This is a genomic window from Streptomyces sp. NPDC091416 (assembly GCF_044756845.1).
Lineage (GTDB): Bacteria > Actinomycetota > Actinomycetes > Streptomycetales > Streptomycetaceae > Streptomyces.
The window spans coordinates 144412-168802 of record NZ_JBIVTU010000013.1; the positions used below are offsets into that span (position 1 = coordinate 144412).

The 24391-nt window shown below is 71.5% G+C and carries 20 protein-coding genes and 1 riboswitch; of the genes, 7 read left to right on the forward strand and 13 right to left on the reverse strand.

Annotated elements, in window-relative coordinates; all coding sequences use genetic code 11:
- Positions 1–298: 298 nt before the first annotated feature.
- Positions 299–1396: a twin-arginine translocation signal domain-containing protein gene (locus ACIQMX_RS32245; protein ID WP_402483427.1), complete on the forward strand. Its 1098-nt coding sequence runs from the start codon at positions 299–301 to the stop codon at positions 1394–1396.
- 53 nt (positions 1397–1449) lie between these two features.
- On the opposite strand, the gene ACIQMX_RS32250 is transcribed toward ACIQMX_RS32245, so the two are convergent.
- The 4 genes from ACIQMX_RS32250 to ACIQMX_RS32265 form a co-directional block, all read right to left on the reverse strand.
- Entirely contained in the window at positions 1450–2100 is a 651-nt protein-coding gene (locus ACIQMX_RS32250) for a thymidine kinase (protein ID WP_363075029.1), read from the reverse strand.
- A 56-nt stretch (positions 2101–2156) separates the two neighbouring features.
- Positions 2157–3347, reverse strand: a complete 1191-nt coding sequence (locus ACIQMX_RS32255; protein ID WP_363075031.1) for a nucleotide pyrophosphatase/phosphodiesterase family protein — start codon at positions 3345–3347, stop codon at positions 2157–2159.
- On the reverse strand, positions 3347–3943 hold the full coding sequence (locus tag ACIQMX_RS32260) for a DUF5998 family protein (RefSeq protein ID WP_363075033.1): 597 nt from the start codon (positions 3941–3943) through the stop codon (positions 3347–3349). The genes ACIQMX_RS32255 and ACIQMX_RS32260 overlap by 1 nt, the downstream gene beginning before the upstream one ends.
- A 74-nt stretch (positions 3944–4017) precedes the next feature.
- Entirely contained in the window at positions 4018–6933 is a 2916-nt protein-coding gene (locus ACIQMX_RS32265; protein WP_402483432.1) for a GNAT family N-acetyltransferase, read from the reverse strand.
- 172 nt (positions 6934–7105) lie between these two features.
- Here ACIQMX_RS32265 and ACIQMX_RS32270 point away from each other — a divergent pair, with 172 nt between their 5' ends.
- Positions 7106–7387 (forward strand): HPr family phosphocarrier protein, encoded by a 282-nt coding sequence (locus ACIQMX_RS32270; protein ID WP_123462851.1) that lies wholly within the window; start codon positions 7106–7108, stop codon positions 7385–7387.
- Positions 7388–7565: 178 nt separating this feature from the next.
- Here ACIQMX_RS32270 and ACIQMX_RS32275 read toward each other — a convergent pair whose 3' ends face one another.
- From ACIQMX_RS32275 to ACIQMX_RS32290, 4 genes are all read right to left on the reverse strand, one after another.
- Entirely contained in the window at positions 7566–8273 is a 708-nt protein-coding gene (locus tag ACIQMX_RS32275; protein ID WP_363075037.1) for a GntR family transcriptional regulator, read from the reverse strand.
- A gap of 207 nt (positions 8274–8480) precedes the next feature.
- Positions 8481–9293, reverse strand: a complete 813-nt coding sequence (locus ACIQMX_RS32280; protein WP_402483436.1) for a M23 family metallopeptidase — start codon at positions 9291–9293, stop codon at positions 8481–8483.
- Positions 9294–9306: 13 nt separating this feature from the next.
- A riboswitch (cyclic di-AMP (ydaO/yuaA leader) is annotated at positions 9307–9472 on the reverse strand.
- 227 nt (positions 9473–9699) lie between these two features.
- A complete protein-coding gene (locus ACIQMX_RS32285; RefSeq protein ID WP_402483439.1) occupies positions 9700–11082 on the reverse strand; it encodes a M16 family metallopeptidase in 1383 nt (460 codons plus the stop codon).
- 26 nt (positions 11083–11108) lie between these two features.
- Positions 11109–12482: a pitrilysin family protein gene (locus ACIQMX_RS32290; RefSeq protein WP_363075043.1), complete on the reverse strand. Its 1374-nt coding sequence runs from the start codon at positions 12480–12482 to the stop codon at positions 11109–11111.
- Positions 12483–12729: 247 nt separating this feature from the next.
- Here ACIQMX_RS32290 and ACIQMX_RS32295 point away from each other — a divergent pair, with 247 nt between their 5' ends.
- Positions 12730–15180, forward strand: a complete 2451-nt coding sequence (locus ACIQMX_RS32295; RefSeq protein ID WP_402483442.1) for a DNA topoisomerase (ATP-hydrolyzing) subunit A — start codon at positions 12730–12732, stop codon at positions 15178–15180.
- Between the two features lie 24 nt (positions 15181–15204).
- Here the strand turns inward: ACIQMX_RS32295 and ACIQMX_RS32300 are convergent, their stop codons facing one another.
- Positions 15205–16308 (reverse strand): CobW family GTP-binding protein, encoded by a 1104-nt coding sequence (locus tag ACIQMX_RS32300; protein WP_402483445.1) that lies wholly within the window; start codon positions 16306–16308, stop codon positions 15205–15207.
- A gap of 19 nt (positions 16309–16327) precedes the next feature.
- Positions 16328–17488: a citrate synthase/methylcitrate synthase gene (locus tag ACIQMX_RS32305; protein ID WP_402483448.1), complete on the reverse strand. Its 1161-nt coding sequence runs from the start codon at positions 17486–17488 to the stop codon at positions 16328–16330.
- A gap of 106 nt (positions 17489–17594) precedes the next feature.
- Between ACIQMX_RS32305 and ACIQMX_RS32310 the strand changes: the two genes are divergently transcribed.
- Positions 17595–18884 carry a citrate/2-methylcitrate synthase gene (locus ACIQMX_RS32310; protein WP_402483451.1) on the forward strand — a complete coding sequence of 430 codons (1290 nt, stop codon included), beginning with the start codon at positions 17595–17597 and terminating at the stop codon, positions 18882–18884.
- A gap of 29 nt (positions 18885–18913) precedes the next feature.
- On the opposite strand, the gene ACIQMX_RS32315 is transcribed toward ACIQMX_RS32310, so the two are convergent.
- Positions 18914–19933, reverse strand: coding sequence for a LacI family DNA-binding transcriptional regulator (locus ACIQMX_RS32315; protein WP_363075053.1), 1020 nt, complete (start codon positions 19931–19933; stop codon positions 18914–18916).
- 97 nt (positions 19934–20030) lie between these two features.
- On the opposite strand from ACIQMX_RS32315, the gene ACIQMX_RS32320 reads away from it, so the two are divergent.
- Together ACIQMX_RS32320 and ACIQMX_RS32325 are read left to right on the forward strand one after the other, a co-directional pair.
- Positions 20031–21677 (forward strand): sensor histidine kinase, encoded by a 1647-nt coding sequence (locus tag ACIQMX_RS32320; protein ID WP_363075055.1) that lies wholly within the window; start codon positions 20031–20033, stop codon positions 21675–21677.
- Positions 21674–22357: a response regulator gene (locus ACIQMX_RS32325; protein ID WP_402483455.1), complete on the forward strand. Its 684-nt coding sequence runs from the start codon at positions 21674–21676 to the stop codon at positions 22355–22357. The genes ACIQMX_RS32320 and ACIQMX_RS32325 overlap by 4 nt, the downstream gene beginning before the upstream one ends.
- Positions 22358–22373: 16 nt before the next feature.
- Here ACIQMX_RS32325 and ACIQMX_RS32330 read toward each other — a convergent pair whose 3' ends face one another.
- On the reverse strand, positions 22374–22757 hold the full coding sequence (locus ACIQMX_RS32330) for a helix-turn-helix domain-containing protein (protein WP_363075059.1): 384 nt from the start codon (positions 22755–22757) through the stop codon (positions 22374–22376).
- Positions 22758–22862: 105 nt separating this feature from the next.
- Here ACIQMX_RS32330 and ACIQMX_RS32335 point away from each other — a divergent pair, with 105 nt between their 5' ends.
- Positions 22863–23216: a DoxX family protein gene (locus ACIQMX_RS32335; RefSeq protein WP_402483459.1), complete on the forward strand. Its 354-nt coding sequence runs from the start codon at positions 22863–22865 to the stop codon at positions 23214–23216.
- A gap of 105 nt (positions 23217–23321) precedes the next feature.
- On the opposite strand, the gene ACIQMX_RS32340 is transcribed toward ACIQMX_RS32335, so the two are convergent.
- Positions 23322–24224: a helix-turn-helix transcriptional regulator gene (locus tag ACIQMX_RS32340; protein WP_402483462.1), complete on the reverse strand. Its 903-nt coding sequence runs from the start codon at positions 24222–24224 to the stop codon at positions 23322–23324.
- Positions 24225–24391 lie beyond the last annotated feature (167 nt).

Here is a 24391-nt window from a genome sequence, read left to right on the forward strand (position 1 = left end):
GCGGTCCCGCAGCCATTCCGGACAGAACACGCCAGCAAATCGGCAGAGTATCCCAGTGGAGGGCGACGGTCCACTTTTTCCGGCCGCCCACAAAACGAGCAAATAGGAAAGAAACCGCAGATCACGCCAGGTACCAGCGCGGCCAAGCCTGTCCGGCGATCACCTATCGGCAGAACTCCCCCACTGCTGCTTTAATGACGTTCCAACGGCACAGAAATGGGCTGTGGATCGCTATGCCCATTTCCGGATCGCATTGTCCGGTTGTGCACGTTAATCATTCGGAGAGGTCCCACACATCATGCTCGACCGCAGACAACTCCTGAAGTTCGCGGGGATCGGCGCCGGCGCCCTCGCCGTTCCCGGCATCGCGGTCGCCACGCGCAGCGCACTCCCGGAGACGGCGGCCGCCACCACCGAAATTCCGGTCGGCGCCGTGCCCGCGAGCAAGCAGTTCGATCTGACCGGCCCCTCCGAGCCGCTTCTGCGGGAGGTGAAGCTGCACGAGACCCGCGTTCTGCAGTCGTTCGCCTTCGACAACACCCGTAAGTTCACGTTCTTCGTACAACTCGTCGACGGCGGCCGCACCCTGACGGGTGAGACCCGCGCATACACGGGAGCGGAGCGGCAGGCCAACGGCGACCTGTGCCTCACCCGTCTGGACACCGATTCCGGCCTCTACCTCGGCTCGATGTACCTGCGCGGCTTCGGCCACGGCGTGCAGATCGGGGTGGAGACGACGGCGTCAGGAAGCTACGTGTGGACCGAGACGAAGGCGGTGCAGTCGGCCGATTCCGCAGGCGTCGTCACGGGTTGGGGCAGCCGCATCGCGCGGTTCAAGTTCGCGAACGGCACAGTCCTCACCCCCGAGTCACCGGAGCTGACCTCGTACGCACTGGAATCGGGCACGGACCGCACCACCGTGGCACTGGACCCCTCGTACCAGCGACTCACCGTCCGTCTCCGCGTCGACGGGGTCTTCAAGTTCCGCCTGTACGACCTCGCCGCCTTCAAGAGCGGCAACCTGACACCGCTCGCCGAGGTGACCCAGCCGGCCGAGCTCCAGCCGGGGTTCGCCGACACGTTCCAGGGCTTCACCTCGTTCGGCAGCCAGTTGTACCTGCTGGCCGGCACGGCCTACGGGCAGAGCGGCTCCGTGGCCCCGGACGGGAACGCCTTCATCACGCGGATCGACTGGAACACCGGGGCGGTCACGCAGCAGAAGCTGACCAAGGCCGCATACAGCCTGCTGTACCGCGAGCCGGAAGGTATGGCGGTCCAGATCCCCGACCCGGCCAGCCCTCTGACGGCCCGGCTGTGTGCCGGATTCGCCTCTTTCACCTCGGAGACGGACGAGCGCAAGACGGCCAGCGTCTACTACAAGCAGCTTCTCGTCTGACGTCTGCCGGAGAGGGCCGTCGCGCTTGGCCGGCGGCCGGCCGGCGCCGCCCCTCAGCCGGAGGCCACCGGCAGGACGTCCGGGGAGAGCGCCCCGGCGCGGGCGGAACCGCTCGTCATGCGGCGGCGATGGTGGCGCCGGCACAGCACCTCGTAGCCGGTCTCCGCGGCGGGGCTGCTCACATCGCCGACGACGACCTGTTCACCCTCCACCACCATCGCGCCGCCCACCGTCCGGGCGTTGTGGGTGGCACGCGCCCCGCACCAGCACAGGGCCTCCACCTGAAGGGCCTCTATGCGGTCGGCGAGCTCGATCAGCCGCTGGGAGCCGGGGAAGAGCTTGGTACGGAAGTCCGTGGTGATACCGAAGGCGAAGACGTCCAGGCCCAGGTCGTCCACGACGCGGGCCAGCTGGTCGATCTGTTCCGGAGCGAGGAACTGCGCCTCGTCGACGATCACGTAGTCCACCCTGCCGCCCTGGGAGAGCTGATCGACGAGGTGCGCGTACAGGTCCATGCCCTCGGAGGCCTCGATCGCCTCCGTGACCAGGCCCAGCCGGGAGGACAGCTTTCCCTCTCCCGCCCGGTCGTCACGGGTGAAGATCACGCCCTGGAGCCCTCGCGCCGAACGGTTGTGGCCGATCTGGAGGGCCAGCGTGCTCTTTCCGCAGTCCATCGTTCCGGAGAAGAACACAAGCTCGGGCATGAGGGGTTGAGAACCTTTCGGGACGGGCGGGAGGAGGGTGGGACCGACGACGGAGGTCAGGTACGTATTTCGAGGAGCGGGACGAGCTGCTCGACAGGGGTCATCGAGCCGTGCATGCCGACCATCGCGGACTCGTGCGGCTCGTTGACGGAGGCGGTGATCACCACGTCGTCGTGGGCCGCCGCGACCACGTCGCCGATCCTGCCGAGGACCCGCTCGTCGATCCGCGGGCCGAACCAGCCCGCCTCGACGGCCTCGTCACGGCTCGCCACCCAGAACTGCTCGCCGAGCACCTCACGCCAGACGGTCAGCACGTCGGCCTCGGCGCCCGGCACGGCGTAGACGTGGCGGGCACGGCCCTCGCCGCCCAGCAGCGCGACACCGGCGCGCAGCTCCCAGTCCTCGTCGAAGTCGATCCTGGACTGCTCGTCGAACGGGATGTCGATCATGCCGTGGTCGGCGGTGATGTACAGCGCCGAGCGCGGCGGGAGCTGCTCGGCGAGACGCCGGGCCAGCCCGTCGACGTACATCAGCTGCCCGCGCCAGGCGTCGGAGTCGACACCGAAGCGGTGTCCCTTGCCGTCGACCTCGCTGTAGTACGTGTAGACGAGGGACCGGTCACCGGCCGCCAGCCGCTGGGCGGCGACGTCCATCCGTTCCTCACCGGTGAGCCGGCCGAGGAACGAGCCGCCGCTGAGCGCGACCTTGGTCAGCGGGGTCTGCTCGAAGGTGGGAGCGGAGACCTGGGCGGTACGGACTCCGGCGGCGTCGGCCAGCTGGAAGACGGTGGGGTACGGCTGCCAGGCCTTCGGCGGTGTCCACGGCTTCCAGCGGAGCTGGTTCATCAGCTCGCCGGTCTCCGGATTACGGGCCGTGTACCCGGGCAGGCCGTGCTCGCCCGGCGGGAGCCCGGTGCCGACCGAGGCCAGCGAGGTCGCCGTGGTGGCCGGGAAGCCCGCGGTGAGCGGGCGGCCCGTGCCGCCGCGCGAGGTGGGCAGGAGGGAGTGCAGGAACGGAGCCTCGTCCGGGTGCGCCTTGATCTGCTCCCAGCCGAGTCCGTCGATCAGGAAGACGCAGTTGCGGTCGGCGGGCGTGAGCTCGGGGATCGCCGCGGTGAAACCGGGGACGCCCTGTCCCGCCACGAGCGTCGGCAGCAGATCGGCCAGCGAACCGCTGCCGTACTCCGGCACGGGGGCGGTGTCGAGGGGCAGCAGTACGGGGTCGTCCTGCCAGGCCGGGTGGACCATCAGCGGCCGGCCGCCGAGGTCGCGGCCGTGGCCTCGGAGAGCGCCTGGGCGAACGCGAGCGTCTGGCGCACGGTGTCGGGGCCGTCGCCGGCCTCGCTGACCCGCAGGCTCAGGTCGTCGGCGGTGGAGCTGCCGGTGTAGCCGTGGTCGGCCTCGCAGTTGGGGTCGCCGCAGGCCGCGGGTTCCAGGTCGATCCGGGAGACGGCGCCCCAGCCGATGGTCAGGACGACCTCGCGGGGCAGCGTGCCGGGGACGTACTTCTCCGGGTTGGCCACGACCCGGCTCACCACGACCGAGGAGATCCGGTCGAGCTTGACCGACTCGGTGGACGTGGTGGCGTACGGCGTCGGGGAGCTGGTGTCGGCGTTCTGCTCGTCGGTGTGGCTGACGATGAAGCGGGTGTCCGTGAGCACCAGCACCGTGACGTGCCTGCGCACCTCGTTGGAGTCGAAGGTCGTCTCCTGGTGCACCAGGTACGAAGCGACCGGCTCACCGCCCACGGCGGCCTCCACCGCCTCGGCCACGAGGGCCGGGTAGTAGCCGCTGCGCTCGATCGCCGCGCGCAGCCCCTGGGTCGTCGTACCGGTCTTAGCCATGGGCACCATCCTACGGGGGGCCGGTGGCTGCCGGGGACGGTCCGCCGCCGCTGCCGGAAGGGGCGCGGGGCGGGTCAGTAGTTGGACAGGCGGCGGGGGCCGAGGTCCGTGCGGGCCGGGGGCGGCGAGAGCCGGACGCTCGCTCCGAGGACGGTCAGTCCCTGGGTGGCGACCACGACCGGTTCCAGGGCGATCGCGACCACCTCGGGGTGGTCGTCGACCAGCCGTGAGACCCGCAGCAGCAGTTCTTCCAGTGCGGCGGTGTCCACGGGCGCCGAGCCGCGCCAGCCGAAGAGGACCGGGGCCGCCCGGATGGACCGGATCAGTTCGGCGGCGTCGCGGTCCGTGGCGGGGACCAGGCGGTGCGCGGTGTCGCCGAGGAGTTCGGAGGGTGCGCCCGCCAGGCCGAAGGACAGGACGGCGCCGGCCGCCGGGTCGATGGTGGCCCGCACCACGGTGTCGACGCCGCGCGGGGCCATCGACTGCACGACGGGCCGGAGCTCGGCGGGCTTGCCGAGCAGGTCGGTCAGTTCGCCGTACGCGCGGCGCAGTGCGGGCTCGCCGTCGAGGTCCAGGCGGACTCCGCCGAGGTCGGCCCGGTGGCGCAGATGGGGTGCGGTGGTCTTGAGCGCCACCGGGTAGCCGAGCCGCGCCGCCGCGGCCACGGCCTCCTCCGGGCCGGGCGCCGGGAGCGTGGGGCGGACGGTGATGCCGTAGCAGGCCAGCAGCTCGCGGGCCTCGTCGTGTTCCAGGGGCCGGCCGCGCGGGTCGGGGTCCTGGCCGAGCAGGGTGTCGATGAGGGTGCCGGCGGCCGCCTCGTCGATGGTGTCGCCGAGGAACTCGGGCACCTTTCCGGGTACGGCGGCCTGGCGGCGCCACTGGGCGTATCGCACGGCTTCGGCGAGCGCCCTGACCGCGCGTTCGGCGGCGGGGTAGGCGGGGATCCGGCCCATCGGACGGGGGGCGTCGGGTGCGGGGGCCGCGTCGCCGACCGCCTTGTCGGGGGCGGGCGGGCCGGTGGGGGGCTGTTCCGTGGCCGGCCGGCGCGGGGCCGCGGTGGCGGGGCTCGCCGGTACGCCGAGGGCGGGCGGCGCCGTTGGCGGGCGCTGTTGCGCCACCGTGCTGGTCGCGGCGGCCAGGGCCTCGGCGAGGCCGCCGATCTCCACATGGACCACGGCCACCGGCTTGGCGGGACCGGTGGCGGCCGCCGCGTGCAGTGCCGTGGCCAGGACCTCGCCGTCGCCCGACTCCGCCTCGCCGTTCTCGCCCACCCACGGGATCGCCGTCACGACGACCGCGTCGCAGCCGTCGTCGGCCAGGGCCGCGGACAGCGCGTCCCGGAAGTCCTGCGGGGTGGCGGCCGTGGTGAGGTCGACGGGCGGGCGCGGGCGCAGCCCCTCCGCCAGGCAGGCGTCGTACGTGAGCAGTCCGAGGGACTCCGAGTTGCCGAGGATGGCGACCCGCCCGCCGGCCGGGAGGGGCTGGTCGGCGAGGAGGAGGCCCGCGTCGACCATCTCCGTCACGGTGTCGACGCGGATCACGCCCGCCTGCCGCATCAGCGCGGAGACCGTCGCGTCCGGGATCCGGCTGACGGGGACCGCGTGGCCGGGCGGCGTGGAGCCGCTGTGCCGGGCGCCCTTCACCACGACCACCGGCTTCACGGCCGCCGTCCGCCGGGCGAGGCGGGTGAACTTGCGGGGGTTGCCGAGCGACTCCAGGTACAGCAGGGCGACGTCGGTGTCCGGGTCCTCGTACCAGTACTGGAGGAAGTCGTTGCCGGAGATGTCGGCGCGGTTGCCGGCGGAGATGAACGTGGAGAGCCCCGCGCCGCGCCGGTAGAGCCCGGAGAGCAGGGCGATGCCGATGGCGCCGGACTGGGTGAACAGGCCGATGCGTCCGGAGGCGGGCCGCTCGGGTGCGAGGGAGGCGTTGAGCCGGACCGCTTCGGAGTTGTTGATGATGCCGAAGGCGTTCGGGCCGATGATCCGCATGCCGTACGAGCGGGCCTGACGCACCAGTTCGCGCTGGCGTTCGCGGCCCTCGGCGCCCCACTCGGCGTATCCGGCGGAGAGGACGACCAGTCCCTGGACGCCGTGCTCGCCGCAGTCGGCGACGGCCTCCGGCACCCGGTCGGCGGGGACGGCGACCACGGCGAGGTCGACCGGTTCACCGATCCCGCCGAGGGAGCGGTGGGCGGGCACGCCGTCGATGGTGGCCTGATCGGCGGCGAACGCACTGTTCACGGCGTAGGCGCGGCCGGTGAAGCCGGCACCCAGGAGGTTGCGCAGGACCGTTCGGCCGACGCCTCCGGGGGTGCGGCCCGCGCCGATGACGGCGACGGAGCCCGGGGCGAGCAGGCGCTGCACGGAGCGCGCTTCGGCACGCTGTTCGCGGGCGCGCTGGACGGCGAGCGACTCGGCGGTCGGTTCGAGGTCGAGAGTGAGGTGGACGGAGCCGTCCTCGAAGCTGCGCTGCTGGGTGTATCCGGCGTCCCGGAACACCTTGATCATTTTGTTGTTGGCGGGCAGTACCTCGGCGGCGAAGCGCCGGATGCTGCGTTCGCGGGCGACGGCCGCGATGTGTTCGAGGAGGGTGGAGGCGACGCCCCGGCCCTGATGGGCGTCCTGGACCAGGAAGGCGACCTCCGCCTCGTCGGCCGGGGCCGAGGCGGGCCTGCCCTGCGCGTTGATCCGGTCGTAGCGGACCGTGGCGATGAAATCGCCGCCCACCGTGACGGCCAGTCCCACCCGGTCGACGTAGTCGTGATGGGTGAAGCGGTGGACGTCCTTGGCGGAGAGCCGGGGGTAGGGGGCGAAGAAGCGGTAGTACTTCGACTCGTCGGAGACCTGCTCGTAGAAGCTGACCAGCCGTTCGGCATCGTCCGTGGTGATGGGCCTGATGCGCGCGGTGCCGCCGTCGCGGAGCACCACGTCCGCCTCCCAGTGATCGGGGTAGGCGTGATGCGGACTCTGCTCCGGAGAGGGCTGCATGGGCAAAGCGTACGGCTCCGCCAGCGGTCGCGTAGGTGCCGGGGCCGGGGCAGTCTGAGGGGTGCCGGGCGACCCTCGGCGCGGGTGTGAAGCGGTCCGCGGGTCGGCCGGAGCATCGCGCACTGCATGAGAGACTGGTCTAGACAACCATTGATTCGTGAAGGGCAGAACCATGGCTGAGCGCCGCGTCAACGTCGGTTGGGCCGAGGGCCTGCACGCCCGCCCCGCTTCCATCTTCGTCCGTGCCGCCACGGCTTCCGGCATCCCCGTGACCATCGCCAAGGCCGATGGCAACCCGGTGAACGCGGCCTCCATGCTCGCCGTGCTCGGACTCGGCGCCCAGGGCGGCGAGGAGATCGTTCTCGCGTCCGAGGCCGACAACGCCGAAGCCGCTCTGGACCGTCTGTCCAAGCTGGTCGCCGAGGGGCTCGACGAGCTCCCGGAGACCGTCTGACCCCGACGGGTCACGACCGCGGGAATTCCTGCGAAAGAGCCGCGCCACCCTCGACCGGGTGCCGCGGCTCTTTCGTTCAGCCATAAAGAACGGGTCGCCGAATGGCTCAGCGGTGGCGAATGAGGGCAGCAGAAATAAAGCCCTTCGAATTGCCCACTCTTTGTATACGGCGCAATTGTTAATGCCGGCCGCTCGGGGTGTTTACGGCATGTTGCGAAGTCCTCACCCGGCCGGTCCCGGCCTCGGCGGACTCCGGCCGGCCGGGGCGGCGCAGCCGATATGCGACGGCGGCCCGCTCGGCGTGCTGGGCGGTCAGCGCCCGCGCCCTCTCCGCGTCCCCGCGCGCCACGGCGTCCACGATGGCCCCGTGCTCGGCCCATGAGTCGGCCGGCCGGGCCGGGGACTCGATCGCGTACATCCAGGCGGTCTTGTGCCGCAGCTGGGTGAGCAGCGCGATCAGGCCGGGGCTGCCGGAGGCCTGTGCGAGCGTCTCGTGGAACCAGCCGCCCAGGGAGCGCAGGTCCTCGCCCTCGCCCCGGCGGGCGCGCTCCTGGCCGAGCCTGACCAGGCCGCGCAGCACCTTGAGGTGTGCGTCCGAGCGGCGGTGGGCCGCGCGGGCCGCGCCGAGCGGCTCCAGCAGCATCCGGACCTCCAGGAGGTCTGCGGCCTCCTGCTCGGTGGGCTCGGCCACGCAGGCTCCGGCGTGCCTGCGGGTGACCACGAACCCTTCGGACTCCAGGGTGCGCAGCGCTTCCCGTACCGGCACCCGGGAGACCCCGTAACGCCGTGCGAGCACCTCCTCGGTGAGTCGGCTGCCGCGTTCGAAGACACCCGAGACGATGTCTTCACGGATTGCCGTGCATACCGAATGCGCCGGAATGCGCATGTCCGAACCTCCGCCTTAATCCCCGCGAAACGCGGCCGATCGACGCCTGTCCTGCGACTCTATTGCAATGCGGTCGCATTTCCGACAGCGGGCGGAAATTCATGAATATCTTTTGGTCACCGGGGCCGTTCCGGCACGGGTCCGGCCCACGGACACGACGAAGGCCCCGGCGCTGTGCCGGGGCCTTCGTCGCGGGATCGTCGTCGGTCAGACGGAGACGCCGTGGGCGCGCAGGTAGGCGACCGGGTCCATGTCGGAGCCGTACGAGGGCGTGGTGCGGGCCTCGAAGTGGAGGTGCGGGCCGGTCGAGTTGCCCGTGGAGCCGGAGAGGCCGATCTGCTGGCCCGCACCGACGCTCTGGCCGACGGACACGCCGATCGAGGAGAGGTGGCCGTACTGGGTGTAGGTGCCGTCCGTCATCCGCAGCACGATGTTGTTGCCGTACGCCCCGCCCCAGCCGGCCTCGACGACCGTGCCGGCGCCGACGGCGACGACGGAGCTGCCGGACGCGGCGTGGAAGTCGATGCCGGAGTGGCTGCCGGAGGACCACATGGAGCCGCTGGACTTGTAGCCGGTGCTCACGTACGTACCGGCGACGGGGAGCTGAAAGGCGCCGAGCCGGGTGCGCTCGGCGGAACGGGCGGCGCGGGCGGCGCTCGCGCGGGCCTTCTCGGCCCGGGCCGCCTTCGCCTCCGCGGCGGCCTTGGCCTTCGCGGCGGCCTTGGCCTTGGCTTCGGCCTTCTTCTTGGCCTCGGCCTTCTTCTTCGCGACGTCGGCCTGGTGCTGCTGTGCGTCCGCCTGCGCGTCGATCTGCTCGGCGAGGGCGTTCTCGATGGCGATGACCTGGGTGAGGCCGGTGTCGCCGACGGCGGGGGCTCCGGTGTCCGCGGCGAGGGCCGGGGAGGCCAGTCCTCCGATGACGCCGGTGGTGGCCAGGGTCGCGATGCCGACGGCCTTCGCGCCGGTGCGCGTCAGACGGCCCGGGGCACGATGCTTCCCGGTGGCACGGGTGAACGCCATGAAGTGGCTGGTCCTTTCCTTCCTTCTCGCCTACCGGGTTAGCTGACGGGTTCGGAGCAGGAAGGTCTCCTACGGATCCCCGGCCCCTACGGGACACGGTCGTCCGATTCACCCCAGGGACTGCGTGGGTCCCCGGCTCCCCGGGCTCGCGCCTGACGGGGACTCGGCGATGACTGCCCGGTACGTCACGGATGCGGCATACGAGTGGCGGACAGCCGAGCCGACGCTAAGCGGGGGCACTTCCCGCCACCAAACGGACAGGCCGTTTTGTAGCGCATCCCACAGGGCGGAGAGGCGATCTCTCCCGCAAAGCGGACAAAAAGGAAGGTCCCGGCGGAGACCACTCCGCCGGGACCTTCCTCATGCTTCCGTCCCGCCCCGGTACCGGGGCGGGACGACCGGTGTCTCAGCCGGTCACCACCGACACCTCACCGATGCCGAGGGCCCGGACCGGGTCGGCGATCTGCGCGGCGTCCCCGACGAGGACCGTGACCAGCCGGTCCTCCGGGAAGGCGTTGACCACGGCCGCCGTCGCCTCCACGGTGCCGGTGTCGGCCAGGCGTGCGTAGAGCTGCGCCTGGAAGTCGTCCGGGAGGTGCTGCTCGACCTGGTCGGCGAGGGTGCCGGCGACGGAGGCCGCCATCTCGAACTTCAGCGGAGCGACGCCCACGAGGTTCTGCACGGCCGTCTCCCGCTCGGCGTCCGTCAGCCCTTCGGCCGCCAGGGTCCGCAGGACCTTCCACAGGTCCTCCAGCGCCGGCCCCGTGGACTCCGTGTCCACGGAACCGCTGATGGCGAGCATCGCGGCGCCCGTGGCCCCGGAGGCGGAGTCCGGAGCCGTCGACCGCAGCACCTGGGCGAAGGCCCGTACGCCGTAGGTGTAGCCCTTCTCCTCGCGCAGCACCCGGTCGAGCCGGGAGGTGAGCGTGCCTCCCAGGCAGTAGGTGCCGAGCACCTGGGCCGCCCAGACGCTGTCGTGCCGGTCGGCGCCGATCCGGCCGATCAGCAGCTGCGTCTGCACCGCGCCGGGTCGGTCCACGATCACCACACGGCCCGTGTCGTCGGCGGTGATCGGCGGGACGGGGCGGGGCTCCGCCGTGTTGCCCGACCAGTCACCGACGGTGTCGGCGAGCAGCGCGTCCAGGTCGATGCCCGTGAGGTCCCCCACGACCACGGCGGTCGCCGTCGACGGGCGGATGTGGGCGTCGTAGAAGGCGCGCACGGCCGCGGAGTCGATCCGGGCCACGGTCTCCTCGGTGCCCTGGCGCGGGCGCGACATGCGCGCCGTGGCCGGGAACAGCTCCTTGGAGAGCTGCTTGGCGGCACGCCGGGCCGGGTTGGCCTGCTCGTGCGGGATCTCGTCCAGCCGGTTGCCGACGAGACGCTCGATCTCGCTGTCGGCGAAGGCCGGCGCCCGCAGCGCCTCGGCCACCAGGCCGAGCGCCTTGGCCAGCCGGGAGGCCGGAACCTCCAGGGAGACCCGGACACCGGGATGGTCGGCGTGGGCGTCCAGGGTGGCGCCGCACCGCTCCAGCTCGGCGGCGAACTCCTCGGCGCTCTGCTTGTCGGTGCCTTCGGACAGGGCACGGGACATGATCGTGGCGACCCCGTCCAGACCCTCGGGCTCGGCGTCCAGCGGGGCGTCGAGGAAGATCTCGACGGCGACGACCTGCTGGCCGGGGCGGTGGCAGCGCAGCACCGTGAGGCCGTTGGGCAGGGAGCCGCGCTCGGGCGCCGGGAAGGCCCAGGGCCTGGCCACGCCGGGGGCGGGCTGCGGGTGGTACTCCATCGAAACTCCAGTCGCGGCAGCGTCGGTCACTGGTCCGCCCCTTCGTGCGCGTCGGTGTCGGTGGCGGCATCCGCCTCTTCGTCGGCGGCCTCGGCGGGCTCGACCGGCTCGTACACCAGCACCGCCCGGTTGTCCGGCCGCAGCTGGGCCCTGGCGGCCGCCTTGACCTCCTCGGCCGTCACGTCGAGCACCCGGTGCACGGCGGTCAGGGCGAGCTGCGGGTCACCGAACAGCACGGCGAACCGGCACAGTTCGTCGGCGCGGCCCGCGACCGTACCGAGACGGTCCAGCCACTCGCGCTCCAACTGAGCCTGGGCGCGCTCCATCTCCTCGGGCGTGGGGCCCTCCTCGGCGAACCGGGCCAGCTCCTCGTCGACCGCGGTCTCGATCTGCGCCACCTCGACACCGCCGGACGTCTTGACGTCCAGCCAGCCGAGCGAGGGCGCACCCGCAAGGCGCAGCAGCCCGAATCCGGCGGCGACGGCCGTCCGGTCGCGGCGGACCAGGCGGTTGTGCAGCCGGGACGACTCGCCGCCGCCCAGCACGGTCAGCGCGAGGTCCGCGGCGTCGCACTCACGGGTGCCGTCGTGCGGCAGCCGGTACGCGGCCATCAGCGCACGCGCCGGAACCTCCTCGCGGACCTCCTCACGCAGCTGGCCGCCGATGACCTCGGGCAGCGCGCCGTCGCGCGGCGGCTGCTTGCCGTCGTGCGAGGGGATGCTGCCGAAGTACTTCTCGATCCAGGCGAGCGTCCGCTCGGGGTCGATGTCGCCGACGACGGAGAGCACCGCGTTGTTGGGCGCGTAGTACGTACGGAAGAAGGCCCGCGCGTCCTCGAGCGTCGCCGCGTCCAGGTCGGCCATCGAGCCGATCGGGGTGTGGTGGTACGGGTGGCCCTCGGGGTAGGCGAGCGCCGTCAGCTTCTCGAACGCGGTGCCGTAGGGGACGTTGTCGTAGCGCTGGCGGCGCTCGTTCTTGACGACGTCGCGCTGGTTCTCCATGGACTCCTCGTCGAGCGCGGCGAGCAGCGAGCCCATCCGGTCGGCCTCGAGCCACAGGGCCAGCTCCAGCTGGTGCGTCGGCATCGTCTCGAAGTAGTTGGTCCGCTCGAAGCTGGTGGTCCCGTTGAGGGAGCCGCCGGCGCCCTGCACCAGCTCGAAGTGTCCGTTCCCCTTGACCTGGCCCGAGCCCTGGAACATCAGGTGCTCGAAGAGGTGAGCCAGGCCGGTGCGTCCCTTGACCTCGTGGCGCGAACCGACGTCGTACCAGAGGCACACCGCGGCGACCGGGGTCAGATGGTCCTCGGAGAGCACCACGCGCAGGCCGTTGGCCAGACGGTGCTCGGTCGCCGTCAAGCCGCCGGAGCCGGCCTGGGCTGTGGCCGTGTGACCCATGGGCATGTACGTCCCTTCGATCGCGATACTGGTTTTACTGCGAGACCTGCCACTGTAAGCAAGCGCACAGGCACCTGGCGAAGTTCCCGTGCCGCGAAAGTTAGCGGGAAAGAGGGTCCCGAGGGCCTCGGGACGGGTGGAGAACGCCCTTTGGGACGGGTCGAGGTCCGCGTTGTCAGTGGGGCGGTCCACAATGGTGCGCGTCAGAACCTGAGGTTGCCCGAACAGAATCCGTGAAGGAGTCGCAGCAGCGATGGCCCGCCGCAGCACGAAGACCCCGCCGCCGGTCGACTTCGAGGAGAAGATCCTCGACATCGACGTCGTCGACGAAATGCAGGGCTCCTTCCTCGAGTACGCGTACTCGGTGATCTACTCACGGGCCCTGCCGGACGCCCGTGACGGCATGAAGCCGGTGCACCGCCGCATCGTGTACCAGATGAACGAGATGGGCCTGCGCCCGGACCGCGGCTTCGTGAAGTGCGCCCGTGTGGTCGGCGAGGTCATGGGCAAGTTGCACCCGCACGGCGACGCGTCGATCTACGACGCGCTGGTGCGGATGGCACAGCCGTTCTCCATGCGGCTCCCGCTCGTCGACGGACACGGGAACTTCGGCTCGCTCGGCAACGACGACCCGCCGGCCGCCATGCGGTACACCGAATGCCGCATGGCCGACGCGACGTCGCTGATGACGGAGTCGATCGACGAGGAAACCGTCTCCTTCCAGTCGAACTACGACGGCCAGGAGCAGGAGCCCGTCGTCCTCCCGGCCGCGTATCCGAACCTCCTGGTCAACGGCACCACCGGGATCGCGGTCGGCATGGCGACCAACATGCCGCCGCACAACCTGGGCGAGGTCATCGCCGCCGCCCGCCATCTCATCAAGCATCCGGGTGCGGACCTGGAGACCCTGATGCGGTTCGTCCCCGGTCCCGACCTGCCGACCGGCGGCCGGATCGTGGGCCTGGGCGGGATCAAGGACGCCTACACGGCCGGCCGCGGCTCGTTCAAGATCCGTTCCACGGTCACCGTGGAGAACGTCACGCCGCGCCGCAAGGGCCTGGTCGTCACCGAACTGCCCTTCACCGTCGGCCCGGAGAAGGTGATCGCCAAGATCAAGGACCTGGTCTCGGCGAAGAAGCTGCAGGGCATCGCCGACGTCAAGGACCTCACCGACCGTTCGCACGGACTGCGTCTGGTCATCGAGATCAAGAACGGCTTCGTGCCCGAGGCCGTGCTGGAGCAGCTCTACAAGCTGACGCCGATGGAGGAGTCCTTCGGCATCAACAACGTGGCGCTGGTCGACGGACAGCCGCTCACGCTGGGCCTCAAGGAGCTGCTGGAGGTCTACCTCGACCACCGCTTCGACGTGGTGCGCCGGCGCAGCGAGTTCCGCCGCACCAAGCGCCGCAACCGGCTGCACCTGGTCGAGGGCCTCCTCGTCGCACTGATCGACATCGACGAGGTCATCCGCCTCATCCGCTCCAGCGACAACTCGGCTCAGGCCAAGGAGCGGCTCATGGAGCACTTCTCCCTGAGCGAGATCCAGACCCAGTACATCCTGGACACCCCGCTGCGCCGGCTGACCCGGTTCGACCGGATCGAGCTGGAGAGCGAGCGCGACCGGCTCGATGCCGAGATCGCCGAGCTGACCGCCATCCTCGAATCGGACACCGAGCTGCGCAAGCTCGTCTCCACCGAACTGGCGTCGGTCGCGAAGAAGTTCGGCACGGACCGGCGCACGGTGCTGCTGGAGTCGGCCGGTTCGCAGGTCGCCTCGGTTCCGCTGGAGGTGGCGGACGACCCCTGCCGGGTGCTGCTGTCCTCGACCGGGCTGCTGGCGCGTACGGCCAACGACGACCCGATCGTGTTCGCCGAGGACGCCAAGCGGGCCAAGCACGACGTGATCGTGTCGGCGGTGCCGGCCACGGCGCGCGGCGATGTAGGTGTGGTGACGTCCACCGGGCGGCTGTTGCGGCTCGCGGTGATCGACCTGCCCCAGCTGCCGGACACCCACGCGGCACCCAACCTGTCGGGCGGGGCCATGGTCGGGGAGTTCCTCACGCTGGAGGCGGACGAGGAGGTCATCTGCCTCACCACGCTCGACGAGGCCTCGCCGGGCCTGGCGATCGGCACCCTGCAGGGCGTCGTGAAGCGTGTGGTGCCCGACTACCCGGCCAACAAGGACGAGCTGGAGGTCATCACCCTCAAGGACGGTGACCGGATCGTCGGTGCGGCTGAGCTGCGTACCGGTGAGGAGGATCTGGTCTTCATCACCTCGGACGCGCAGCTGCTGCGCTACCCGGCGGCACAGGTGCGCCCGCAGGGACGCCCGGCCGGCGGCATGGCGGGCGTCAAGCTCGCGGAGGGGTCGGTGGTGCTCTCGTTCGCCGCGGTGGATCCGGCGGTGGACGCGATGGTGTTCACGGTCGCGGGTTCGCACGGCACGCTGGACGATTCGGTACTGACGTGCAAGCTCACGCCGTTCGACCAGTATCCGCGCAAGGGCCGGGCCACCGGCGGGGTGCGCTGCCAGCGGTTCCTGAAGGGCGAGGATGTGCTGGTGTTCGCCTGGGCGGGCGCGACGCCGGCCCGGGCCGCGCAGAAGAACGGCACGCCGGCTTCGCTGCCCGAGGCCGATCCGCGGCGCGACGGTTCGGGGACTCCGTTGGAGAGCCCCGTCGCGGTGATCGCCGGCCCCGTGTAGGCCGCGGGCCCGGCGGGTCCGGCGCTACGCGTCGTCGTCGCCGGGCTGTTGCACGTACCGCAGGACGCCCCACATGGCTCGCTCGTGTGGGGCGTCCTGCGTCGTTTCCCGTCCCGGCTCCCCCGGCGTCCGGCAGCCTTCCAGCTCCTTGCGCAGGGCATCGGCGTCGATACCTGAGCCGATCAGGACAAGCCGTGTGAGCCGCGGCTCGCCGCGCGTCCAGGGCTTCGGCACGAACCGCAGGAACCTGCCGACGGCGTGCACCGCGTAGGCGTTGTCGACGTCGCCCGCGCCGAAGTCGACGTAGCCCTTGATCCGGTAGAGGCCGCCGGGCCGGGAGTCGAGGAACTCCATCAGCCGGCGGGGGTCCATCGGCGCGTCGGAGGTGAAGTCGACGCTCTCGTACGCCGTGTGCAGATGCGTCCCGTGCTCCTCACCGGACTCCTGCGCGCGCTCCTCCAGGTACAGGTCCTCGAAGGTGAGCTGACGCGCCTTCTCCTCGCCGTCGGGCCGCAGCGCCGGATCGAAGAGCAGTTCCGGGTCGATGCGTCCGTACGTGGCGGGGATGACGGCCGCCCTGCTGCCGGCCGCCTCGACGGCCTCCCGGATGTGCTCCCGCTCCTGCTCACCGGCCCGGTCCGTCTTGTTCAGTACGACGAGGTCGGCGACGGCAAGGTGCCGGCCGATCTCCGGGTGGCGCTCCCTGGTCGCCCCGAACTCGGCGGCGTCCACGACCTCGACCAGTCCCCCGTACAGGATGTGCGGGTTGTCGCTGGCCAGGAGCATGCGTACGAGTTCCTGGGGCTCCGCGAGCCCGCTCGCCTCGATGACGATCACGTCGAGGCGGGCGGCGGGCCGGGTCAGGGTCTCCAGGTAAGTGTCCAGTTCGCTCGCGTCGACCGCGCAGCACAGGCAGCCGCCGCCCAGCGAGACGGTGGAGCCGACCTGTCCGGAGACGGTCATGGCGTCGATCTCGATGGCCCCGAAGTCGTTGACGATCACCCCGATGCGGTTTCCCGCGCGGTGGCGCAGGAGGTGGTTGAGAAGCGTCGTCTTGCCGGATCCGAGGAATCCCGCGAGGACGATGACGGGAATCTGCCGGCTGCGGGGCGGGGGCGACGCGTTCAACGGGTACCTTCCTGCGGGGTCAGACTGCCGGGACCGGCTGCGGCGGGGGCGGGCCGACGTAACGGGCCGCCGGCCGGATGATCTTCGAGTCCTCCGCCTGCTCCAGGATATTGGCGCTCCAGCCGACGACTCGCGCCGCGCAGAAGGTCGGGGTGAACATCTCGCGCGGCAGCCCGCACAGCTCCATGACCACTCCGGCGTAGAACTCCACGTTGGTGTGCAGTTCGCGCCCCGGCTTGAGCTCGGCGAGGATCGCCTCGACCTGCCGCTCCACCTCTACGGCCAGGTCCACGAGCGGGCCGCCGAAGCCCTGGGCGAGGGTGCGCAGCATGCGTGAACGGGGGTCCTCGGTGCGGTAGACCGGGTGCCCGAAACCCATGATCCGGTCACCGGCGAGGACCCGTTCGCGGATCCAGCCGTCGATGCGGTCGGGGGTGCCGATGGCGTCCAGGGTGTCGAGGGCCCGGCTGGGCGCACCGCCGTGCAGCGGTCCGGACAGTGCGCCGACCGCGGCCACCAGGCAGGCGGCGATGTCCGCTCCGGTGGAGGCCACGACGCGGCCGGTGAAGGTGGAGGCGTTGAAGCCGTGGTCGACGGTGGAGATCAGGTACTGCTCCACCGCCCTGACCCGGCCGGCGTCCGGTACGGAACCGGTCAGCATGTAGAGGTAGTTGGCCGCGTAGGGCAGGTCGTCGCGGGGTTCCACCGGTTCGAGACCCCGGCCCAGGCGGTGGAGGGCGGTCAGCACGGTGGGAACGGCGGCACAGGCGGTCAGGGCGTCGCTGCGGCGCCGTTCCGTGTCGATGTCGTACACGGGCCGGAAGCCGGCCGAGGCGCCGAGCAGGGAGAGCGCCGTGCGCAGCCCCGCGAGAGGACCGGCCGCCGCGCCCGCGCGGGCTATGGCCGGCAGGGCGTCGCGGACCTCGGCGGGCAGGCGGCGCAGGCGGGCGGTGCGGGCGGCGAAGTCGGCACGGGCCGCCGGGCCGGGCAGTTCGCCCTCGGTCATGAGGTACCAGACGTCCTCGAAGCTGCGGGTCTGCGCCAGCTCGATCGCCGAGTACTGCCGGTAGTGGTAGAAGCCCTCGCGGCCCCGGACGTCACCGAGCGCGGTCTCCGTGACGACGACACCGGCGAGGCCCCGGGGGACATCGAGCGGTGTGCCGGCGGTGGTGGTCGTCATTGCTTCCTCCATGGACATTCCATTGCCGTTGACATTGATTCGACTGTCCATGCTTGACTTGAGATCTGTCAATGTTGATTGAATCAATATGGATACGGTGGACACCATGACGGATCAAGCAGGTGCGGCCGGCTTCACCGAGCCTTCGGCACAGCGGCTCACCACGCGCGAGACAGCCGAGCGCCTGGGGGTGAAGCCCGAGACGGTGTACGCGTACGTGAGCCGGGGGCAGCTCAGCAGCAGCCGCGCCCCGGGCGGGCGTGGCAGCACGTTCGACGCGGCGGAGGTCGACGCCCTGGCGCGACGCACGGGGCGCAGGGAACCCACGCCGGCGACCGGTGCGCTGTCCTTCCCCACCGGCATCACGCTCATCGGGAGCGACCGGTACTTCTTCAGAGGCGTGGACGCCGCGGAACTGGCCCGGCGTCATACGTACGAGGAGGTCGCTGAGTGGCTCTGGACCGGGGAGCTGCGGCCCGGCATGCGTTTCACGGCGCCGTCCGAGACGCTGGCCGCGGCCCGCCGGGCGGTCGGCGCCCTGCCGGCGCACTGCGGCGCGACCGACCGGCTGCGGGTGGCGGTCGTCGCGGCGGCGGCGGCCGACCCGCTCCGTTTCGACCTGTCCCGCGAGGCCGTGCTCGGCGGCGCCCGGAGCCTGATCCCGACCCTGGCCGCCGCACTGCCGACGGTCGACGGGGAGGCTGCGGAAGCGGACGTTCCTCCCGGTCTCGCGCGTCAACTCTGGCCGAAACTCACCGGTCGCCCGGCCGACGAGGCGTCACTGGCCGTGCTGGACACCGCCCTGGGGCTGCTGATCGACCACGATCTGGCCGCCTCCACCCTGGCGGCGCGGGTCGCCGCCTCCGCCCGCGCGCATCCGTACGCCGTGGTCTCGGCGGGCCTCGGAGTGCTGGAGGGCCCCCTGCACGGCGCCGCGAGCGGGCTGGCGCACCGGATGCTGACCGAGGTCCTGGAGCGGGGCGGGGTGGCGCCGGTGGTCGCGGACCATCTGCGCAGCGGACGCCGGATTCCGGGACTCGGCCACCGGCTGTACGCCGACGAGGACCCCCGGGCCCACACCCTGTTCGCGCTGCTCGCCGAGGTTCCGCGGGCCGCGCCCGCCCTGGCTGCCGCCCGTGACGTCGTCGCCACGACCGCCCGGCACACCCCGCTGCACGCCAACGTCGACCTGGCGCTCGCCGTCCTGTCCGTCTCCTCGGGCATGGCCGTGGAGGCGGGCGAGACGGTGTTCGCGATCTCCCGCACGGCGGGCTGGATCGCGCACGCCCTGGAGGAGTACGGGGAACGTCCGCTGCGGATGCGCCCCAGCGGTCAGTACACCGGCCCCCGGCCACCCCAGCCGCTCCCCACCGGCCACGGACCCGCTTCGCAATAGACGATGTCCGCAGTGTAAATTCTCGACGCTCAGCGGGAAGCGCTGCGCGGGGGCTGGGCCGTCGAACCCCGCACCACCAGCTCCGGCTCGAAGAGCAGTTCGTCGGAGGGCACCGTACGGCCCCCGATCTGCACCGAGAGCAGTTCTACGGCGGCTCGCCCCATGGCCTCGATCGGCTGACGCACGGTGGTGAGCGGCGGCTCGGTGCAGTTCATGAACGCCGAGTCGTCGTATCCCACGACGGAGACGTCCTCGGGCACCGACAGGCCCCGGCGGCGGGCCGCGCGGACCGCGCCGAGAGCGAGCGGGTCGCTGGCGCAGATGAATCCGGTGACCCCCTGCTCCAGCAGCCGCATGGCGGCCGCCTGCCCGCCCTCCAGCGAGAACATCGCCCTGGCCACCCACTCGTCCGGGATGGCCGTGCCGGATGCCGCGGCCAGCGCCCGGGCCGCGGTCAGCTTGCGCTGCGAGGGCATGTGGTCCGAGGGGCCGAGCACCAGACCGATGCGTTCGTGACCCAGCGAGACCAGATGGCGCCAGGCCTGCTCGACGGCCACGGAGTCGTCGCAGGAGACGCAGGGGAAGCCGAGGTGGGCGATGGCCGCGTTGATCAGGACGACGGGGATCTTGCGGTCGGCCAGCACCTTGTAGTGGTCGTGCGGGGCGTCGGCCTGGGCGTAGAGGCCACCGGCGAAGACCACGCCCGAGACCTGCTGCTGGAGAAGCAGCTCGACGTAGTCCGCCTCGGAGACCCCGCCCTTGGTCTGGGTGCACAGCACCGGGGTCAGGCCCTGCTGGGCGAGCGCGCCGCCGACCACCTCGGCGAAGGCCGGGAAGATCGGGTTCTGCAGCTCGGGCAGGACGAGACCCACCAATCGGGCGCGTTCGCCGCGCAGCTGGGTCGGGCGCTCGTAGCCGAGGACGTCCAGGGCGGACAGGACGGCCTGCCGTGTGGCGTCGGAAACGCCCGGCTTGCCGTTGAGCACCCGGCTGACCGTGGCCTCACTGACTCCAACCTTCTGTGCCACCTGAGCAAGTCGTCGCGTCATGCGCGCAAGATTAGCGCAAAAAGTGCAAGCCGATTGCGTGGACCGGGAAACGAGACGAATTTCGGAAAGCACCGGAATGCCCTCTACCGTTCACCCGATGAGCGCCCCACCGCCCACGGCCAGGAGGCCGCGCCGGCTCGGCTGGCCCCAGCGGGTCTTCTCGCAGGTACTGCTGATGCAGCTGGCCATCGCCACCGGCGTCACCGTACTCGCCACCGGTCTGTTTCTGGCACCCCTCAGCGCACAACTCGACGATCAGGCGATGCGCCGGGCCCTGTCCATCGCGCAGAGCACGGCCGCCCAGCCAAGGATCGCCGAGGCGCTGCTCGCCACGGACCCGGCGCCGGGCGGCGCCGTCCAGACCGCGGCGGAGCGGATCAGGCGCGCCACGGGCGCCGAGTACATCGTCGTGATGGACCTCCGTGGGGTGCGCTGGTCGCATCCCGACCCGTCCCGGATCGGGCGGACCGTCTCCACCGATCCCGGCCGGGCCCTCGCGGGCCAGGACGTGATGGAGATCGACAGCGGCACGCTCGGACGCTCGGCCCGGGGCAAGGTCCCGTTGCGCGACGGGTCCGGACACATCGCGGGTGCGGTCTCCGTGGGAATCGCGTACGACAGCGTCCGGGCCCGGCTCCTCGCGGCGATCCCCGGCCTGCTCGCCTACGCGGGCGGAGCGCTGGCCGTGGGTGCGCTCGCCGCCTACCTGATCTCCAGGCGCCTGCAACGGCAGACCCACGACCTCGCCTTCTCCGACATCGCCGCCCTGCTGACGGAGCGCGAGGCCATGCTGCACAGCATCCGGGAAGGAGTCGTCGCGCTCGACCGCGGCGGCCGCATCCGGCTGCTGAACGACGAGGCGCAGCGGCTGCTCGGGGTCGGGCCGGAAGCGTCGGGCCTTGCGCTGACCGAGGTGTTCGGCACCGGGCGGACCGCCGATGTGCTGGCCGGCGACGTGTCGGGCGAGGACCTGCTGACCGTGCGGGGCACCAGGGTGCTGCTCGCCAACCGCATGCCGACGGCCGACGGAGGAGCCGTCGTCACCCTCCGCGACCGCACCGAGCTCGAACACCTCGGCCGCGAGCTCGACTCCACCCGCGGGCTCATCGACGCCCTGCGCGCCCAGGACCACGAGCACGCCAACCGTCTGCACACGCTCCTCGGCCTGCTGGAGCTCGAGCTGCACGAGGACGCGAGGGAGTTCGTCACCGAGGTGGTCGGCGCCCACCGGGCCACCGCCGAACAGATCACCGAGAAGGTCCGTGACCCGCTCCTCGCCGCACTGCTGGTGGGCAAGGCCACGGTCGCCGCGGAGCGCGGCGTGGCTCTGCGCATGGCACCGGACAGCCTGCTTCCGGACCGGCTCGTCGACCCGCGCGGGCTGGTGACGATCGTCGGCAACCTGGTCGACAACGCTCTGGACGCGTCCGCGGGACCGGCCGGTGCCCTGATCGAGGTGGGGCTGCACGCCGAGGGCCGTACGGTGATGCTGTGGGTCCGTGACAGCGGCCCCGGCATTCCTCCGGAGCAGCGTGAAACGATCTTCACGGAGGGCTGGTCGACCAAGGAGGTCCCGGCGCACGGCAAGCGCGGCCTCGGGCTGGCGCTGGTGCGGCGGCTGGCGGAGCGCCAGGGCGGCAGCGTGGCAGTGGACGCGGCGGACGAGGCCGGCGCCGTGTTCGCCGTCGTCCTTCCCGAGGCCATGACCGAATCGGAATCCGACAAGGCGGGTGCGGCGCAGTGATCGAGGTCCTGGTCGTCGACGACGACGTCCGTGTCGCGCGGATCAACGCGGCGTACGTCTCGAAGGTGCCCGGCTTCCGGGTGGCCGCCCAGGCGCACAGCGCCGCCGACGCCCTTGCCGCGGTCGAGGAGCGTTCGGTGGATCTGATCCTGCTGGACCACTACATGCCCGACCGCACAGGGCTGGCCGTGGTGCGGGAGCTGCGCAGCCTCGGCCACCGCACCGACGTGATCATGGTGACGGCGGCGCGCGATGTCGCCACCGTCCAGGAGGCCATGCGCCAAGGCGCCCTGCAGTATCTGGTGAAGCCGTTCACCTACGCGGGGCTGCGGACGAAGCTGGAGGCCTACGCCACGCTGCGGCGCTCCCTGGAGAGCGGTGGCGAGGCCGAGCAGGGCGACGTGGACCGGCTCTTCGGCGCCCTGTGGGCGGTGGGCGAGCCCGATCTGCCCAAGGGCCATTCGGCCACGACGGCCGAACTCGTCCGCCAGGCGCTGCGCGGCGCCGACGGGCCGCTCTCCGCCCAGGAGATCGCGGAGAACGCCGGGATGAGCCGGCAGACGGCCCAGCGCTATCTGAAGCTGCTGGAACGGTCGGGCCGCGTCCGGCTGACGCTGCGGTACGGGGAGACGGGGCGCCCCGAGCACCGCTACGCGTGGGTCGCCGCCGGCGGCCGGTGACTGCGGCGGCCGGGCGCTACGGCTTGGGATGCTCCGAGTCGTAGGCCGTCCGGCTCAGCTCGATGCCGGGGTTGTTGTCGACGGCCCACTCGGCCAGCTGCACGGCGGGCCCGATCAGGGTGCGCCCCCTCGCGGTGAGTTCGTACTCGACCCGTGGCGGAACCTCGGGGAACACCGTGCGGGTCACCAGACCGTCGCGCTCCAGGTGCCGGACCGTGCGGGTGAGCATGCGCTGCGAGATGCCGGGAACGCGCTGCTGGAGCTCGGTGAAGCGCATGCGTTCACCGTCGAGGGTGGCGACCACCAACAGGGTCCACTTGTCACCGACGCGGTCCAGGATTGCGCGGATCGCCCGTCCTCCGTCACCGCGGATGAGGCAGCTGTGGCGGTACTTCGACATCGGCGTCCCCTGTTCGCAAGGCACACCCGTGTGCCTTTTGTAAGCGCTCCGATGGTCACCGATCATGTGCTTGCTTACAAGTCGTCACCATGTCGGAGGACGAAGATGGAGAGCGCCTACTGGATCGTCGCCGGGCTCCTGGCGGCCTTCTATCTGTACGCGGGCGGCAAGAAGGCCGTCCAGAGCCAGGAGCAGCTGGCGCCCATGATGGGCTGGGTGGACACGGTTCCGATGTGGCTGGTCCGGGCCATCGGCGGCGTCGAGATCCTTGGTGCGGCCGGTCTGGTGCTGCCGCCGCTCACGGGCGTCGCGCCCGTCCTCGCGATGGCGGCGGCGCTCGGCCTGCTCGTACTCCAGGTGCCGGCAGGCGCCCTGCACCTGTCCCGGGGCGAGGTCAGGGAGACCGGCCTCAACGCCGCCCTGATGGCGCTGGCCGCGGGGGCGGTGTGGCTCGCGTAGGGCCTCGCCGTTGCCGGCAAGGGACGGTGGGATCTCACCGCCCATGGCATCGCACCCTCCCGGCGCGGGACGGTGGCGTCTCACGCCGATGGCACCGCCGCTTCCTCAGCTGTTCGAGGAATGCGGCGTTCCGGTGTTCCTGAGGGCGGGGCGTGGTGCGGTCATGTCGAGGAGCAGCAGGGCGTCGTGGTCGGGGGTGCCGGGTTCGGCGGTGTAGACGCCGATGCGCTGGCCGGGGGTTCCTTCGATGTGCAGGGACTGGGAAGTGAGGGTCAGGGTGCCGACCTGTGGGTGCTGGAAGGTCTTCTGGGCGGGTTTGCGCCCGGTGACTTCGTAGCGCTCCCAGAGTCCGGCGAAGTCGGGGCTCTTGAGGAGGAGTTCGCCGACGAGATGGGTGAGGTCGGGGGCATCGGGGGCGGTGCCGGCGATGGCGCGCAGGCGGGCGACGCAGGCGGTGATCTGCCGGTCCCAGTCGGGGAAGAGATCGCGGGCGGCCGGGTGCAGGAAGAGGTAGCGGGCGAGGTTGCGGTGCTTGACGGGCCAGTCGTCCAGGCCCGCGTACAGGGCGATGCCGCCGGGGTTCGAGGCCAGCATGTCCATGCTGCGGCTGATGACGTAGGCCGGGTTCGGGCGCAGTGACTCGAGCAGCTGCTTGAGGTGGGGGCGCACGGTACGGCCGGGGGCCGGTGGTGGTTCGCCGACGTAGCGGGCGGCGCGGGCGGCGAGCTCGCGCAGGTGCTGGTGCTCCTGGTCGTCCATGTGCAGGGCGCGGGCGAGGGAGTCGAGCACGGCGGGGCTGGGGCGGGTCTCCTTGCCGCGCTCGAGCCGGACGTAGTAGTCGATGCTGATGCCCGCGAGGGTGGCCAGCTCCTCGCGGCGCAGCCCTGGGGTGCGGCGTACGCCGGCGCCTGGAGTGAGGCCGACGTGCTCGGGGCTGGTCTGGGTCCGGCGGGCGCGCAGGTAGCGGCCCAGCTCGGCGCCCTCGCTGTGCGCGTTCTGGGATGCCATGACTCCAGTCTCACGCGCCGGGCACCAACCGCGCGGCAGAAAGGGGGGCCCCGTCGTTACCCCCGAAGAGCTCGCCCTGCCACACCGCCGCAATCCGGGCGAAGGTGAATGAGCAAGACGCCGGCATCTTGATCACTTCGCCGGTCCGGCACAGGCAGGATCTGCCG